Origin of the sequence: Flavobacterium sp. (assembly GCF_965277525.1) — a bacterium.
In the GTDB taxonomy this organism is placed as follows: domain Bacteria; phylum Bacteroidota; class Bacteroidia; order Flavobacteriales; family Flavobacteriaceae; genus Flavobacterium.
Window position 1 is genome coordinate 168585 of record NZ_CBDIDC010000009.1, and the last position, 16999, is coordinate 185583.

General features: G+C 33.6%; 13 protein-coding genes. 7 read left to right on the forward strand and 6 right to left on the reverse strand.

From position 1 onward, the window contains the following. Positions 1-65: 65 nt before the first annotated feature. Complete coding sequence (locus tag ACQY44_RS17855; RefSeq protein ID WP_428231654.1) at positions 66-2702, reverse strand: valine--tRNA ligase; 2637 nt, start codon at positions 2700-2702, stop codon at positions 66-68. Between the two features lie 275 nt (positions 2703-2977). On the opposite strand from ACQY44_RS17855, the gene ACQY44_RS17860 reads away from it, so the two are divergent. After that, positions 2978-3358, forward strand: coding sequence for a DUF1573 domain-containing protein (locus tag ACQY44_RS17860; protein WP_428231655.1), 381 nt, complete (start codon positions 2978-2980; stop codon positions 3356-3358). 174 nt (positions 3359-3532) lie between these two features. Here the strand turns inward: ACQY44_RS17860 and ACQY44_RS17865 are convergent, their stop codons facing one another. The 5 genes from ACQY44_RS17865 to ACQY44_RS17885 all read right to left on the reverse strand — a co-directional run bounded on the left by ACQY44_RS17865 (position 3533) and on the right by ACQY44_RS17885 (position 11426). Continuing rightward, a complete protein-coding gene (locus ACQY44_RS17865) occupies positions 3533-4009 on the reverse strand; it encodes a hypothetical protein (protein WP_428231656.1) in 477 nt (158 codons plus the stop codon). Positions 4010-4148: 139 nt separating this feature from the next. Continuing rightward, the gene (locus ACQY44_RS17870) at positions 4149-6320 is read right to left on the reverse strand and encodes an OmpA family protein (protein WP_428231657.1); all 2172 of its coding nucleotides are present in this window, start codon (positions 6318-6320) and stop codon (positions 4149-4151) included. Between the two features lie 10 nt (positions 6321-6330). Next, positions 6331-7260: a PorP/SprF family type IX secretion system membrane protein gene (locus ACQY44_RS17875; protein ID WP_428231658.1), complete on the reverse strand. Its 930-nt coding sequence runs from the start codon at positions 7258-7260 to the stop codon at positions 6331-6333. 33 nt (positions 7261-7293) lie between these two features. Beyond that, a complete protein-coding gene (locus ACQY44_RS17880; protein WP_428231659.1) occupies positions 7294-9942 on the reverse strand; it encodes a gliding motility-associated C-terminal domain-containing protein in 2649 nt (882 codons plus the stop codon). Between the two features lie 158 nt (positions 9943-10100). After that, positions 10101-11426: a PDZ domain-containing protein gene (locus tag ACQY44_RS17885; RefSeq protein WP_428231660.1), complete on the reverse strand. Its 1326-nt coding sequence runs from the start codon at positions 11424-11426 to the stop codon at positions 10101-10103. Positions 11427-11548: 122 nt separating this feature from the next. Between ACQY44_RS17885 and ACQY44_RS17890 the strand changes: the two genes are divergently transcribed. From ACQY44_RS17890 to lgt, 6 genes are all read left to right on the forward strand, one after another. Beyond that, positions 11549-12745 (forward strand): pyridoxal phosphate-dependent aminotransferase, encoded by a 1197-nt coding sequence (locus tag ACQY44_RS17890; protein ID WP_428231661.1) that lies wholly within the window; start codon positions 11549-11551, stop codon positions 12743-12745. Between the two features lie 201 nt (positions 12746-12946). Next, positions 12947-13618, forward strand: a complete 672-nt coding sequence (gene folE / locus ACQY44_RS17895) for a GTP cyclohydrolase I FolE (RefSeq protein ID WP_428231662.1) — start codon at positions 12947-12949, stop codon at positions 13616-13618. Positions 13619-13715: 97 nt separating this feature from the next. Further along, positions 13716-14081 carry a four helix bundle protein gene (locus ACQY44_RS17900; protein ID WP_428231663.1) on the forward strand — a complete coding sequence of 122 codons (366 nt, stop codon included), beginning with the start codon at positions 13716-13718 and terminating at the stop codon, positions 14079-14081. Positions 14082-14167: 86 nt separating this feature from the next. Next, entirely contained in the window at positions 14168-15646 is a 1479-nt protein-coding gene (gene cysS, locus ACQY44_RS17905) for a cysteine--tRNA ligase (protein WP_428231664.1), read from the forward strand. 22 nt (positions 15647-15668) lie between these two features. Then, a complete protein-coding gene (gene yidD / locus ACQY44_RS17910) occupies positions 15669-15908 on the forward strand; it encodes a membrane protein insertion efficiency factor YidD (RefSeq protein ID WP_428231665.1) in 240 nt (79 codons plus the stop codon). Positions 15909-15974: 66 nt separating this feature from the next. Continuing rightward, positions 15975-16907 (forward strand): prolipoprotein diacylglyceryl transferase, encoded by a 933-nt coding sequence (gene lgt, locus ACQY44_RS17915; protein WP_428231666.1) that lies wholly within the window; start codon positions 15975-15977, stop codon positions 16905-16907. The last annotated feature ends 92 nt before the right edge of the window (positions 16908-16999 follow it).

Sequence of the window (16999 nt, forward strand, 5' to 3'; positions counted from 1 at the left end):
CAAAAAACCCGACAGTTTTTAAAAACCTGTCGGGTTTGAATATCTTAAAAAAGACTAGTTTATTCTTATTTCAAACCAGCAATACTTTGCTCGATTGTAGCAATTTTTGCTAAAGCATCCGCTTCTTTTTGTTTTTCGTTTGCCAGGACTTTCTCTGGTGCTCCGGCAACAAATTTCTCGTTTGATAATTTTGCCTGAACTGATTTTAAGAAACCTTGCGTGTAAACCAACTCTGCCGTTAGTTTTGCAACTTCAGCCTCAACATCAATATTTCCTCCAGAAATCGGGATGAAATATTCATTTGATTTTACACGGAAAGATAATGCTCCATCTACTTTGGCAGAAACATATTCGAAAGCAGTAATATTTCCTAATTTCGTTACGATTGTATCAAAATAAGTCGAAAGACTTTCGCTGTTGATAGCTTTTAATTCGATAGTATCTTTAAACGGAATATTTTTATCTTTTCTGATCGTTCTAATTCCTGAAATTACCTCGATTGTACTTTCGAAATCAGCAATTAAACCTGCGTTAAAAGGTTTTAATTCTGGCCAAGTTGATACAATTAGAGCTTCTTCCGGAGTTCTGTCTGCAATTAAATGCCAAATTTCTTCTGTTAAGAAAGGCATAAACGGGTGAAGTAATTTTAAGTTACTTTCTAACATTTCGATTGCTTTGTCGAACGTTGTTTTATCAATTGGTTGTTGATATGCCGGTTTGATCATTTCTAAAAACCAAGAACAGAAATCATCCCAAACCAATTTATAAATTGCCATTAATGAATCTGAAATTCTGTATTTCTCGAAATTATCTTCAATATCAACCAAGGTTTGTTGCAACTTCGCTTCGTACCATTCGATTGCCACTTTTGATGATTCCGGTTGTGGGATTGTTTCAGAAACTTCCCAACCTTTGATCAATTTAAAAGCATTCCATATTTTGTTAGTGAATGATTTTCCTTGTAGGCATAATTCTTCATCAAACATAATATCGTTTCCGGCAGAAGCGCTTAAAAGCAATCCTACACGAACACCATCTGCACCAAATTTTTCGATCAAGTCTAAAGGATCAGGAGAATTTCCTAATGATTTAGACATTTTACGACGCTGTTTATCACGTACTAAACCTGTTAAGTATACATTCGTAAATGGTTTTTCGCCTGCATATTCGTAACCTGCAATAATCATTCTGGCAACCCAGAAAAATAAAATATCCGGACCTGTAACCAAGTCATTTGTTGGATAATAATATTTAAAATCTTCGTTTTCAGGATTCACAATTCCATCGAAAACTGACATTGGCCATAACCAAGCCGAAAACCAGGTATCTAAAGCATCAACATCTTGTCTTAAATCTTTTGTTTCAAGTTTCAAGTTTGAAGTTCTTTCCTGAGCTAATTTTAAGGCATCTTCGATGTTTTCAGCTACAACAAAATCTTCTTTTCCGTCTCCGTAATAAAAAGCAGGAATTCTGTGTCCCCACCATAATTGGCGAGAGATATTCCAATCGCGAATATTGTTTAACCAATGCGCGTAAGTATTTTCGAAACGTTTTGGGTGCAATTTAATATCACCATCAACTAAAACTGAATTGATTGCCGGTTTTACTAATTCTTCCATTTTCAGGAACCATTGGTCTGATAATCTTGGTTCGATTACCGCTTTGGTTCTTTCAGATGTTCCAACTTTATTCAAATGGATTTCGGTTTTTGCCAAAGCTCCAATTTCTTCTAATTCTTTTGCAATTTCGGTACGAACCACAAAACGGTCTTTTCCCTGATAATGCAATCCGAAACTATTTAATGTAGCATCTTCATTAAAAATATCAACGATTTCAAGATTGTGTTTTTCTCCTAATGTTTTATCGTTCATATCGTGAGCAGGAGTTACTTTCAAACATCCTGTCCCAAATTCTACATCTACATATTCATCTTCGATAATAGGAATTACACGACCACAAATAGGAACAATCGCTTTTTTACCTTTCAAATGCGTAAAACGTTCGTCATTTGGGTTGATACAAATCGCAGTATCTCCAAAAATAGTTTCCGGACGTGTTGTCGCAATAGTCAGGAAATCTTCTGATCCTTCTATTTTATATTTTAAGAAAAATAATTTTCCTTGTTGTTCTTCATAAATAACTTCTTCGTCAGACAAAGTCGTTTTAGCTTCAGGATCCCAGTTTACCATTCGGTATCCTCTGTAAATTAATCCTTTATTATATAGGTCAACAAATGATTTGATTACAGCTGCCGACATGTCAGGATCCATCGTAAATTTAGTACGTTCCCAATCGCATGAAGCACCTAATTTCTTAAGCTGTTCCAGAATTGTTCCGCCATATTTATGTGTCCATTCCCAGGCGTGTGCTAAAAATTCCTCACGGGACAAATCATTTTTATTGATTCCTTCTGCTTTTAATTTTGCTACAACCTTTGCTTCAGTTGCAATAGAGGCGTGATCTGTTCCCGGAACCCAACAAGCATTGAAACCTTTAAGACGTGCTCTACGAATTAAAACATCCTGAATTGTATTATTTAACATATGTCCCATGTGCAAGACACCAGTGACGTTTGGAGGCGGAATTACAATAGTATACGGCGTTCTGTGATCTGGTTCTGAATGAAAATAGTTGTTTTTCATCCAGTAATCATACCATTTATTCTCAATCGTCTTAGCGTCAAATTGTGCTGGAATTGTCATTTAAATAGGTTTGTTTAATCGTTTAACTGTTTAATCGTTTTTTTGTTTAACCTTTTAATTGTTCAATTGTTTTTACTGTAATAACAGCTTTTGTGAATCGTTTCTCGATTAAACGAATTAACGATTAAACAATTAAACAACAAAATTGGTTTAATTTTTGTAATTATATTTGACAACAAAAGTAAATAATTAAGTACACTATAAAAAGCGAATTAATAATTTGTGTGTTAATTAAAAGAATGTATATTTACTTACAACTTAAAAACAATTTCAAAATGAAAAATGTAGCCTCTTTTATTGCAGTCGTATTGTTTAGCGCAATAGGTTATGCACAAAACGGCCCAAAAATTGATTTTGCAGCCCAAGACAATACCATTGATTATGGTAAAATTTCTAAAAGTGATAACGGAGTTCGCTCTTTTGAATTTACAAACACAGGAGATGCACCTCTATTAATTACAGGAGCAGAATCCTCAGTAAGTTCTATAGTTGTCACAAAACCTACAGAAGCAGTGATGCCTGGTAAAAAAGGTAAAATTGATGTAAAATACAACATGGTTTCCGGTCCAATTCGTAAGACAATTACAGTTGAAACCAATGCTGTGAACTACCCTGATGGCAGAGTTGCCTTAAAAATTAAAGGTGAAGTTTTGTAAAAATCTAAAGTCTCAAAATAGTAAAAAAGCCGTTTCTTAATTAAGAAACGGCTTTTTTTGTAAATATATTATAATTAAACCTGTCGGTTTTTTGTATAAATAATAAAATTTCAGATCGTCAAATCTTTTTTAAAGTTTAAAAATTAGACAAAAAATCGATCCGGATATCTGTTTTTATTTGTCAGCACATTCAGCGCTATCAAATTTATATTTTACACGATCAAAATCAATTGGTTTATCTTTTACTAAATAAGTCACTCCCATAGTCGTTTGCATCGTTCCGTTACCCAAGATCAGTTTATTATCTCGTTTTAAAAATGCCATTGGATTTTTGAATGTTTTGTTTTTATTGGTTACTTCAACAAAAGTATAGTCTACAAATAAAGTATCCCCACGAAATTCTCCCTTTATGTCTCCCACCTTTTCTGGTGAATTAGCAACTTTCATCGACATATTCCCACCTATTTTTCCGTTTTTTAAAGTATTCAATTTCAAATCAATAGTATCTTTTTCATATACTGCTTTATAGCATTGAGTACTTACGGTTTTTTCAGCATCGACTTCAGCAGCTTCTTTTTTTTCTTCATTTTTTTTACAACTCTGCAGTCCAACGAAAGACAAAAGCAAACAAGATATCACTAGTTTTTTCATAATTAAATATTTTAAGTTCATTGTTACCATATAAAGTTAAATAAAAAAAGTAAGTAAACGAAAGGCTTCCGAATTAAAATTTAAAAAACCTAACAGGTTTTAAAAACCTGTTAGGCTAACATACTATACGTAACTAAGTCTATAAATTCTGAATCACAAACTCGCTTCTTCTGTTCAATTCGTGTTCTTCTTCTGAACAAGCGTCATCCGTTTTACATTTGATTATGGGAACTGATTCTCCGTAACCTTTTGCATGAACTCTTTTGGCATTTATACCTGATTGTATGATAAATTCCCTGGTCGAATTGGCTCTTTTTTGAGATAAATCTTCATTAAACTTTGCATTACCTCTGCAATCTGTATGCGATCCTATTTCAATAGCCATGTCAGGATATTTCTTCATCAGCTCTACAACGCGTCCCAAAACAACTTTAGATTCTTTACGGATGTACCACATATTATAGTCAAAATAAATAGGATCTGTTTTAATAATCAATCTGTCTTTGTCTCTTACCACATCTTTTTCCAGAGCAATAATTTGATTTATTTTTTCCTTTTTCTTGTTTTCATTTTCGGTAATTTCTGCTGCTTTTTCTTTTTTCTTAATTTCTTCTGCTACAATCTGATCGGCTTTTGCTTTTTTCTGCGCTTCTTTTAATGCAATAACTGCTAGAGCTTCTTTTTCTTTTTTGCGTGCTTTATCAAGTTCTTCTTCTTTCTTTTTGGTTTCGGCAATTTCCTGTTCTTCTTGTTTAATAACTTCCAGCGATTTTAATGCCATCGAAGCATCATTACTTGCATTTCTGGTTTTTCCGGACGATACTATTTTAGATTCACTTGTATACTTTTCTTTAGAAGCTAAAACCGTAAAAGAATTTTCGCAAGCTACTGTAAAACTAAATTTTCCATCTGCACCTGTAATAATCGTATTCAAAATCTTTTTATCTGAATCCTGCACTATTACAATTGCATTTTCTAAAGCCAGTTTGGTATCAATATCTGTAATTGTTCCTGCAATAAATTGTTTGCAATCTTCTACAATTAATTCTTTAATTTCTTTGAACCAATAAATATCGTCGCTTCCTTTACCTCCTTCTCTATTCGATGCAAAAAAACCTTCCTTTGTATCTGAATCCAGATAAAAAGAGAAATCGTCTAAATTCGAATTTAAAGGCAAACCAATATTTACAGGTTTAGAATATTCGTTTCCGTTAATTTCTGAAACAAAAACATCCAATGATCCGTATCCTAAATGCCCATCAGAAGAAAAGTAAAGTTTATGATCTGCTGAAGCAAAAGGGAATTGTTCTCTTTTATCGGTATTAATAGCCGGACCTAAATTTTTTGGCGTGTCAAAAGCTCCTTTATTGATATTCACCGAAAATATATCAAACGAACCTAATGTTCCCGGCATATCTGACGCAAAATACAATACTTTTTCATCCGCACTTAAAGCAGGATGTTCAACCGAATAATTAGGACTATTAAACGGAAGTGCGCTTACATTAGTCCATTTTCCGTCAACCAATTCAGCTTTAAAAATTTGAAGGTTCGAAATTTTCTGATCGTTGGTTTTTTTACTGTCTTTTTTAGAATTATTACGGGTAAAATAAATCGTTTTGCCATCTTTAGTAAAAACAGCATTCGCTTCATGCATTCCCGTTTTTAATTCTTTAGCAAAATAATGCACTGTGGAGTCAGCCGAATTAATATTTTTTAATGGAATTTCGACCAAATTCAAATAGGTTTCATTATCCCATTTGAATTTTTTATCAAACAATCCCGGTTTTAATTTTACTCCTGCAAAAACCAGATCATTATTGTATTTTACCGCTCCAAATTCAGAGTTTGGCGTGTTTATCGCTAAGTTTTTAATATCAAATCGTTTTCCGATTGCTGTGACATTTTCTAATGTTTTAATCTCTTTTTCAAAATTGGCAACAGCATCAATATTGACAGATTTTGCATAATATTTTTTTAAGGCTTCGTTTGCATCCTCATAACTATTGCTTGCTTTTAAAGTCTGAGCATATCTGAAATAATAATTTCGATCTAAATCATTTTTATAATTTTGAATTAAAAACCTGTAATAACGTTGGGCTTTGATCAAATCATTGGTATAAAAATAAGAGTCGGCAAGGTTCTTTATGACTTCCTCCGAAGGTTTTTTCTCCGCTAATTTTTCATATAAAACAATTGCTTCGCTGTAATACGTTTTGTCAAAAAATCGTTTGGCCCTTGCCAATTCAAGATCCTGAGCATGTATAAACTGTATTGAAAATACGAATATAATAACGAGTAGTTTTTTCATATTTTTCATTTTAGAAGAATCTTGGTGATTTATCATATCCTTTTCCCAGCAAATCCAAATTAAAAAGCAGCATAATTTCGTGCGTACCCGAATTAAACTGCCCCATATTCGAAAGTGTATGATCATAAGCATATCCTACCCTAAGCGATGGTGTAACATTGATATTCATTAAAGCACTTACTGCATCATTTATTCTGTAAGCAGCACCCAACTCAAATTTGTTGTTGTATAAAACATTGGCCGTAAGATCTACAGAAATTGGCGCTCCTGTTACAAACTTTGACATAAATGCCGGTTTAAGTTTGACCATATCATTGATCTGAAAAACATATCCTGCGGTCAAAAAAGTATGAATAGCTTCTGATCCGTACGCATTAATTCCGGACTTTTCTTCGATGTGTTTAGAACTTAATAAATTGGGGGCTGACAGCCCTACATAAAAATTATCTCTAAAATAATAGGCACCGACTCCTATATTGGGTCTGGTTACATTTATATTATCGGCGAAAGCCAAATCTGTTTCGGGGTCACTAAATTTGAATCCGTTAAAATTGGTTTGTAATGACGTAAAACCTGCCTTTAACCCTAACGAAAGTTTATTTTTCCCTCCCAGATTTAAGACATAAGCAAAATCAGCATAGAAGTTATTTTCTTTTTTAGCGCCATCACCTATATCATCAGACACTAACGAAATTCCTACTTCGACCTTATCTGTCACAGCGGTATGCCCGAAAAAAGTAAATGTTTTGGGTGCTCCAACCGCTCCAACCCATTGTGTTCTGTACAATCCCCCGAGATTTAACATCGCAGGAACTCCTGTTGCATAGGCCGGGTTTACAACACTCATATTGTACATATAATGTGTGTATTCCGGATCTTGTTGCGCCGAAACTGATGTTATATAAAAGAGAAAGGATATAAAAAGTATTATTTTTTTCATTTGAGCATTATATTAAATAATATAAAAAAGAAATTATCGGTTTAAATAAAGTCGGCCTTGTTGTGCTTTTCTATTATCCTTATTAAAATTAATAATATAAAAATAGACTCCGTTTGGTGCAACTCCGTCACCAAAACCAGCTGATTCAGAATTTCTTCCGTCCCAATTTGGTTTGTTTGCATTTCCTTTAAACATTACATTTCCGTATCTATTGAAAATTTCGAGCGTATAATCCGGGTATAAAAATTCAATATCAGGAATTCTGAAAGTATCATTTACATTGTCTCCGTTTGGGGAAAATCCGTCCGGAATAAAAAACGCATATTGCTCAGGATCACAATCGATTAATGAAACGGTGACTTCCAGAACACTATCCGAAATACAATCGGTCACACTTGAAAGATCATACCCATAATAAGTTGCTTTATCGATAAGCAAAGTAGTCGAAGCTAATAAATTACCATTATTTTGAGCATCATACCAGGCAACTGTTGAAGGCACATTTGTTGCTTTTGAAAGATCTGAAATTGCTGGATTTTTTAAACCGCAGAAATTTTGTCCGTCCGGATTTAAAGTTGGCGCGGGAGTATCTTTTACTACTATTGAAATCATACTGGCTGGCGATGTACAATTTGACGCAGAAGTTTCGGTAACATATAGGTCTTCAGTTTTTAAAATATAGGTATCTGCAAGTGGCGTGGTTAACGCAGCAGAATTATACCATTTATATTGAGGACCACGCGGTGTTAAATTGGCAATTGTTGCTCTGTCTACTTTGCAAAAATCAGGAGGATCAACTACAACTGGTGCCAATGGAATTGGATTGACTAAAAAACTATCTAATATATTGACCAAAATACTGCCACAACCCGTAATATCATTCGTTAAATAAGTAGCCGAAATTACAGTTAAACCTGTATTTACAAGTAAACTTGTCGGAATTACAAAACTGGCATTTCCGTTTAAAACCGTTAAATCGACAATTTGCTCTGTGGAAGTATTACCATCTAAAAGCACATAAGAAAGTTTCACTTTTACTAAAGTTCCTAAACCTGAAACACTAACAGTAAAAACTCCGTTTAAACAATCATCATTGACCACTACTTTTACATTTGTAACAACAGGTAAAGGATTAATTGTCAGGTTTCCTGTAACATTTGCTGTATTACTACATTGCGGGGTTGGATTTGTAATATTGGTGATATTAGTAATTGTAATTACCGATAATCCGCTTTTTACGTTCAGGTTTCCGGGGATTTCAAAACTGGCTTTCCCTCCAACAGCTATTATAGTGGCCGTTTGCGCTGTCGCTGCATTATCGCCATTGATTTTGTAAACGATACTATACTTGCCATTGGCTAAAAGAGTTGCATTCGAAATTTGAATTGTTGCAATCTCGTTCTGACAAACTGGGCTGGCAGTTATCACGGCATTATCTAAACGCGGCAACGGAGAAATATTTAAATCATAAGAAAAAGGACTAAATATAGTGACACACTTTTTTGGGCCGGCCGTTGGAATAATACTTGTAACGTTGACAGTAAACTTACCAACACTTTGAAAATATGCAGATTTAATTGGAAAATTAACTACTCCGTTTAGGAAATTGACCGTTACAGTTTCTGATCCTCCCGTTGGACCTGCGACATTATAAGTAATTTTATATTCTCCGTCAGGAATACCATTAGGACCTTCTGTAATTTTTGCAGAATAAGTAGCAGTAGCCATCTCACTTTCGCAAATATCTTTAAGCACAACAATTTGTGTACCTGTAAAATCAATTCTTTTTTCGAGTGTAATGGTTACAAACGCAGTTCGGTCTGTACAAACGTTTTGGTTAGGAACCGCAAAAACGGTGTAAGTAAAATTCAAGTCGCCCGCTCCATACTTATCAAACAATTGCTTAAGATTAATATTATGATCTGATCGTGAAGTAATATCAGGACCTTTCCAAACACCGTCTTTATCTTCACCAAGAAGTGATTCAAACATATCATAATTGGTATAACTGTCTAAACCTGTAGTTCCGCATAATATTAATTCTTGTGGTACTCCCTCTTCAGGTGTTCTTACGATGGTGACATATACAGTTGTAATTAGTGGTGTAGAAGGGCAATCGGGTACGAGTGGCACCTCATACGTAAATTGACGTGTTTCTGTTTGGGTTGTAATATATCTAATATCAATTGAAGGTGATCCCAAAATCCTGCCTGCAGCATCTCGCCAGGTTCCGTTTTCATGCGGCCCCATAACGGTACTATCAAATGCCGTAAAAAGATTAAAACTTCCCTCTCTACTACATACGGTGGCTTTAGATCCAACTCCTACATAAGCGCCAATAGTAAGTGTTATTGTCGCTGTATTGTTTGCACATCCGGCAACATCCGGAGCAGTATAGGTATAATGGTAAACACCACCTTCTCTAATAAGTTGTGCATTCAAATTCCCGGTAATGGAATCCAGACCTCTAAAATTATTATCGTCTGTCCATTTTCCTCCCGGAGTTGGAGAACCTCCTAATAATGAAAATAAAGAAAGGTTTTGATGAGCTGAATTCTGAATATCACAAATTACTTTTTGTGCATCATTCCCTGCACATTGTGCATACATTTGTGAAGGCAAAACCGATAAAAAAACAAAAAACAATACAAATCGTAAGAAATTAGTGTAGTTTTCAACCATGAACGTTATTTTTTTATAAACATAATAAAATAATAACATTCATTGAACAAAAAACTCAATTTAATAGTTAAATTTTCACAAAATTTAAACAAATACAAAAATAACCATCACTAATAACCCATTTTGTTTCAAATTTTATTTAATTACAAATCCATCTTTTATAGTTCATCTTCAAGCTTAAATCTAAACTTTAAAATAAGACTATTTCTTTCGACTTCAAGAGTAATCCAAATGTCTTCTTCCGATTTTAAAAGTGCATTGATTTGCTGGAGCGTATATTTATAAGGAATATTATTATTGATACTCACAATAATATCTCCTTTTTGTAATCCGCATTTCTCGGCAGCTGAATTTTTACGAATATTTACAATTTCATATATCGGTTTTAGTGAAAACTTATATTTAAAATCACCATCTTTTTTATCATTATACCCTGTTTCCTCAATGGATGTGGCTACTTTAACCGTTTCTAAATGAACAGTTTCCTGTACCCATTGCAGACCGTTGTGCTGAACGGTGATTCCGCTTTTATTATAAGTGAACAGTTCCGAAAATTTGTTATTTTTTTTAAGGTATAATTTCTTATCGGCATAATCCAGGACTAATGTAAATCGTTTTAAAACTTCTCCACCAACAGAACCAATACGATCCGGAACCATTTTTACATTTCGGATAGAACTCGAGTCAGGAAAGGAAACAATTGGTTTTTTAAAATTAAACTCGTCTATTAAAAAATTATCAATTTTAGCACGATGTCCTTCAATATCACCACTAAAACCTTTTCCTAAAAAGTCAGGAAAGTTCTTTTTAGGCAATTTTATTTTATCATTTTCAAAAATCCAGAAAGCATCGCTATTGCCAATATCGATTAGTAATTTTGCAGGTATCGCTACACTATCTACAACAGCTTTAGCATAAATATAAGGCTTGGATCTTTCTATGGTTATAGGAACCACTTTAAACTTTTTATTCAGTTTTTTGCGGGTTTCTTCATTGTTCAAATAAACAATTATTTTCTTTTTCTGATAATTGATTTCTACAATGTTATTTTTAAAAAATTTATAACCAATAATACCATTTACAGGAATACCTATGTGTGAGGATAAATTAAAATTCTGATCTAAAATAATATAGAGCAAATGATTGCTGGATTTCAAACCATGTGTTTCCAGAGTATTATTTGTCGATTTCAAACCTTCTATTTCCTCCTCGCTTCCTAATCCGCGTAATTTTATCTTCTCAATATTTTTAAAACTAACTTCTTGTTTTTCTTCCATACTAAACAAAATAGTTTCTTCGACTCCGGAATCCAGTAAAAAATTTAATTCTATACCATTTACTTTTATCGGAATAAAAACAAGGTTATTAATCAATTTAAAAGGAATGGTAGCCTTCCTACTGTGCTTTTCGATCAAAAAATCACTTTGAGCTAAAAGTGAAAAAGATGTTAAAAGCCCAAAAAACAACATGAAATATTTTTTCATTGATAATTTTTTATGATAAAATTACTAAAAATATTGATAATTGTTACATTTTAATAAGTACCCGTAATGTTTACGTTAAATTCGAAAAAAAAATGCAAATTTGCACTTCAATAATAAAACTCATGCCAACAATTTCACACAAAGGCAGAAACATGCCCGAATCACCGATACGCAAACTTGCTCCTTTTGCAGATGCTGCAAAACAAAAAGGGAAAAAAGTGTATCATTTAAACATTGGTCAACCGGATATCAAGACACCCGAAGTGGCCATCGAGGCGGTAAAAAATATTGATTTAACTATTATAGAATATAGCCCGTCTGCGGGATATGAAAGTTATAGAAAAAAATTAGCTCAATTTTACCAACGTCAAAACGTAAATGTTAACTCAGAAGACATCATTATTAGTACTGGTGGTTCTGAAGCCTTGTTGTTTGCATTAGCCACAATTACAGATCCGGGAGATGAAATTATTATTCCTGAACCTTTTTATGCTAATTATCACGCATTTGCATCATCTACAAGTGCAACTGTAGTTCCTGTAATTTCGACAATCGAAACTGCATTTGCTTTACCAAGTATTGATACGGTGGAAAAATTGATTACGCCAAAAACTAAAGCTATTTTAATCTGTAACCCTGGTAATCCAACAGGTTATTTATATTCAGAAGCTGAAATTAAGCAATTAGCAGGTCTAATCAAAAAGCATGATTTGTATTTGATTGCTGACGAAGTATATCGTGAGTTTTTATACGACGGAGATGATGTTCACTATTCTGTAATGAATCTTGAAGACGTACAACAGAACGTGATCATGGTCGATTCGGTTTCAAAACGTTATAGCATGTGTGGCGCGAGGATTGGTTGTCTGGTTACGAAAAACAAAGATGTTCTGGCAACCGTAATGAAATTTGCCCAGGCACGTTTAAGCCCCCCTACAATAGAGCAAATTGCTTGTGAAGCTGCAATAGATACACCACAGAGCTATTTCGATGAAGTAATCTCAGAATATAAAGGCCGACGTGATACTTTAATTACCGAATTAAATAAAATTGAAGGCGTAATTGTTAAGAAACCAAAAGGTGCATTTTATTGTATCGCACAATTGCCCATTGACAGTGCCGATGATTTTGCACAATGGCTTTTAGAAAGTTATGACCTTAACGGTGAAACTGTCATGGTTGCCCCCGCTGCCGGATTTTATTCGACTCCTGGAATGGGACTAAATCAAGTCAGAATTGCTTATGTACTCAATAAAAAAGATTTAGTTACTGCTGTAAACATTTTAAAAGAAGCACTTTTAGTTTACAACCAAAAATAATAACAAAAAGCAAATAACTTCAAGAGACAATAACAGACTATGTTATTGTCTTTTGTATTTTACAAAAAGCAGCAATTTGGTTTTAATTTAAATTATATCCGAAAGCATCAATTAAATAGTAAAAACGATAGAAAAGGTTTGCTTTTTATTAATTATCTTTACCGCCTTAAAAAGATATACCCATACTAATAGTAGTTTTTAATGATAAATAACGAAGATTTTTTAGACGAAATAGGAGACAATCATTTTAGCAGCAACGCACAAAATCCTGTAAGACAGGATGCATTTGACTTAAGTGATGAAGAAAAAATAGAAAAAATAAAAAAAGATGTTGAAAACATCCTACAGACTTTAGGAATGGATTTAACGGACGACAGCATAAAAGGCACTCCTAACAGAGTAGCTAAAATGTTTGTAAAAGAAATTTTTGGAGGTCTTAACCCTACAAAAAAGCCAAAAGCTTCAACTTTTGACAATAATTACAAGTACGGTGAAATGTTAGTCGAGAAAAACATTACCGTTTATTCTACCTGCGAACACCATTTATTACCTATCATAGGAAGAGCTCATGTAGCTTATATTTCCAGTGGAAGAGTTATTGGTTTATCAAAAATGAACCGAATTGTAGAATATTATGCAAAAAGACCTCAGGTTCAGGAACGTTTAACCATGCAAATTGTACAGGAATTACAAAAAGCTTTAGGTACAGAAGATGTTGCCTGCGTTATTGATGCCAAACACCTTTGTGTAAATTCAAGAGGAATTAAAGATATCGAAAGCAGTACTGTAACATCTGAATTTGGTGGAAAATTCAAAGATCCTCAAACAAAAAGAGAGTTTTTAGACTATATTAAATTAGATACACAATTTTAATTTAATCGGTAAATCGTTAATTTGTTTAATCGCTTCATCACTAAATTTTAATTTTCGACTAAACGATTAAACAAATCAACAATTAAATAAAAAAAGAATGTATGTTTTTTCATTTGAAAAGTTAGAAGTCTGGCAAAACTCCAGAATGTTTATTTTGGATATTTATAAATTAACTAGTAAATTTCCATCAAATGAATTGTTCGGAATAACTTCTCAGATAAAAAGGAGCTCCTCTTCAATTGCTACCAATATTGCAGAAGGAACTTCGAGAAATACGAATAAGGATAAAGCTCATTTTTTGTCAATTTCATACTCGTCAGCAATGGAAACTTTAAATCATTTAATTATTTCAAAAGATTTAAATTTCATATCTGATATTGATTACACAGAATCCAGAGAGAAGATTGAAAGAATCTGCAATCAGATAAATAGCTTAAAAAAATACTATCTTTCTAAAGAATAAAAAATAGTCATTTAATAACGATTATACGGTTTAGCAATTACAAATAAACGGTTAAACAAATAAACGATTAAACAGTAAAAACGAATATGCCACTATACACTAGTCAACATCTAAAAATATACAATTCACTTTCGGGTGAAAAAGAAAATTTCAAGCCAATCCATGAAGGAAATGTTGGAATGTATGTTTGCGGACCTACGGTTTATAGCAATGTACACTTAGGAAATGTGAGAACTTTTATGTCCTTTGACGTGATATTCAGGTACTTTTTACACCTTGATTATAAAGTTCGCTATGTTCGAAACATTACAGATGTTGGACATATTGTAGATGATGTGGATGAAGGTGAAGATAAAATTGCCAAAAAAGCACGTTTAGAGCAATTAGAACCTATGGAGGTTGTGCAGCGCTACACAGTAGATTTTCATGATATCCTGAAATCTTTTAATTTTTTACCACCAAGTATCGAGCCAACTGCTACCGGGCATATAATTGAACAAATCGAAATCATTAAAAAAATTATCGCTACCGGAATTGGCTATGAAGCCAACGGATCGGTCTATTTTGATGTGGTAAAATATAACGAAACCAATAATTACGGGATTCTAAGTGGCCGAAATATCGAAGATATGCTTGCCAACACCCGCGATCTTGATGGTCAGTCTGACAAAAGAAATCCTCAGGATTTTGCACTTTGGAAAAAAGCTGAACCGGAACACATCATGAGATGGCCTTCACCGTGGAGTGATGGTTTCCCTGGCTGGCACTTAGAGTGTACAGCAATGAGTACCAAATATCTTGGAAATCATTTTGATATTCACGGAGGTGGAATGGATTTAAAATTTCCACATCACGAATGTGAGATCGCTCAAAACGAAGCCTGCACTGGTCAATCTCCTGTAAATTACTGGATGCACACCAATATGCTCACTTTAAATGGAAAGAAAATGGCAAAATCGACTGGAAATAACATTTTACCAGGCGAAATTTTAAGCGGAGATAATAACATTTTAAGTAAAGCTTTTTCAGCATCTGTAACTCGTTTCTTTATGCTACAGGCACACTACAGAAGTATTTTAGATTTTTCTGATGATGCCATTGTAGCTGCAGAAAAAGGATACAAAAGATTAATGGAAGCTGTTGATGCTCTGCCAGGTATTTCTGCAAGCGCAACAAGCTCAATTGATATTGCTTCCTGGAAACAATTGTCTTACGACGCTATGAATGACGATTTCAATACTCCTATTTTAATCGCACAATTATTTGAAGCTGTTCGTTATATCAATTTATTAAAAGAAGGCAAAGAAACTATTTCTGCTGAAGATCTAAACGCATTCACAAGTGCAGTTAATGCTTTTGTTTTTGATGTTTTAGGCTTAAGCGACGAGAAAGCTGCCGATGCAAATAATGACAAATTAGAAGGCGTTGTCAACATGCTTATCGGAATGAGAAATCAAGCCAGAGCTGATAAAAACTTTTCCCTTTCTGATCAGATTCGCGATCAGTTGATTGCCTTAGGCATTCAGTTGAAAGACGGAAAAGAAGGTACAAGCTTTTCAATATAATCTATTTATTTTCTAATAAATCATGAAAGTAACGACTCCATTTGTTTTATTAGTTCGCTTTTATCAAACGGCAATTTCCCCCTTTACACCGGCGAGTTGCAGGTTCGAACCTACTTGTTCGACCTATATGATTCAGGCCTTGCAAACTCATGGATTATTTCATGGAGGGTATCTTGGAATGAAACGAATTTTGAGTTGTCATCCCTGGGGAAGAACTGGCTACGATCCTGTTCCGGAAAAGAAATGCTCACATAAACATTAACTTTATATAAAGAGGTTCTCTACTTTTAATATTTATTTTTACAATACTAAAAAAACAATTTAATATATGGCACACTCCTTAAATATCATTTGGAATCCTTCAGAGGGAATCGATTTAGGATTTTTTATGATTCGTTATTACAGTTTAATGTTCGTAATCGCTTTTGGCTTAGGCTGGTTCCTAATGAAAAAGATTTTCGAGCGCGAAAATGAATCAATTGACAAATTAGATTCTTTATTTGTCTGGACTGTTTTAGCTACTTTAATAGGTGCCCGTTTAGGACATGTATTATTTTATGACTGGGAATATTTTAGAAATCACTTACTAGAAATCTTTTTACCTTTTAGATTTGAGCCAAAATTTGAATTTACAGGTTTTCAGGGATTAGCGAGTCATGGTGCAGCAATCGCCATTATCATTGCGATGTATTATTACAGCAAGAAAATCTTAAAACGTCCGTTATTATGGATTTTAGACCGAGTAGTAATTCCGGTAGCCAGTGGTGCTATATTTGTTCGTTTAGGAAACTTTTTTAATTCTGAAATCATTGGAAAAGAAACTGATTCTGCATTTGGAATTCGTTTTTTACACGATCAATTCAGCAAATCCGAAGCTGTAAACGCAACAGGTATTGCGGATCCAAAAGCGGCTTATACAGCAATTGCAACAGATCCTAAATTTGCTCATTTATTAGCTCAGGTTCCTGTAAAACACCCAACACAATTATATGAAGGTATTGCTTATATTTTTGTTTTTGCCATTCTCTATTTCTTGTACTGGAAAACAAATGCAAGACTTAAATCCGGTTTATTATTTGGATTATTTTTAGTTCTTTTATTTGTAGTTCGTTTTATTGTAGAGTTTGTAAAAGAAAGTCAAGGTGGTTTTGAGAACGAATTAGGTATTTTCTCAACAGGACAATGGCTGAGTATCCCTTTTATCATTATCGGACTTTTCTTTATCATCAGAGCACAAAGAAATCCTTTAGCAGAATCTTAAAAAAACAAATCAAATCAAATATAAAAGGCCCAATATCTTGCGATATTGGGCCTTTTATATTTATAAACACATAGACCTGTAGAATTCAATAA

What these genes read in the sequence shown, in the direction of transcription:
- ACQY44_RS17855 (WP_428231654.1), bottom strand. Translation starts at nt 2,702, where the DNA reads ATGACAATTCCAGCACAATTTGACGCTAAGACGATTGAGAATAAATGG.
- ACQY44_RS17860 (WP_428231655.1), top strand. Translation starts at nt 2,978, where the DNA reads ATGAAAAATGTAGCCTCTTTTATTGCAGTCGTATTGTTTAGCGCAATA.
- ACQY44_RS17865 (WP_428231656.1), bottom strand. Translation starts at nt 4,009, where the DNA reads ATGAAAAAACTAGTGATATCTTGTTTGCTTTTGTCTTTCGTTGGACTG.
- ACQY44_RS17870 (WP_428231657.1), bottom strand. Translation starts at nt 6,320, where the DNA reads ATGAAAAAACTACTCGTTATTATATTCGTATTTTCAATACAGTTTATA.
- ACQY44_RS17875 (WP_428231658.1), bottom strand. Translation starts at nt 7,260, where the DNA reads ATGAAAAAAATAATACTTTTTATATCCTTTCTCTTTTATATAACATCA.
- ACQY44_RS17880 (WP_428231659.1), bottom strand. Translation starts at nt 9,942, where the DNA reads ATGGTTGAAAACTACACTAATTTCTTACGATTTGTATTGTTTTTTGTT.
- ACQY44_RS17885 (WP_428231660.1), bottom strand. Translation starts at nt 11,426, where the DNA reads ATGAAAAAATATTTCATGTTGTTTTTTGGGCTTTTAACATCTTTTTCA.
- ACQY44_RS17890 (WP_428231661.1), top strand. Translation starts at nt 11,549, where the DNA reads ATGCCAACAATTTCACACAAAGGCAGAAACATGCCCGAATCACCGATA.
- folE (WP_428231662.1), top strand. Translation starts at nt 12,947, where the DNA reads ATGATAAATAACGAAGATTTTTTAGACGAAATAGGAGACAATCATTTT.
- ACQY44_RS17900 (WP_428231663.1), top strand. Translation starts at nt 13,716, where the DNA reads ATGTATGTTTTTTCATTTGAAAAGTTAGAAGTCTGGCAAAACTCCAGA.
- cysS (WP_428231664.1), top strand. Translation starts at nt 14,168, where the DNA reads ATGCCACTATACACTAGTCAACATCTAAAAATATACAATTCACTTTCG.
- yidD (WP_428231665.1), top strand. Translation starts at nt 15,669, where the DNA reads ATGAAAGTAACGACTCCATTTGTTTTATTAGTTCGCTTTTATCAAACG.
- lgt (WP_428231666.1), top strand. Translation starts at nt 15,975, where the DNA reads ATGGCACACTCCTTAAATATCATTTGGAATCCTTCAGAGGGAATCGAT.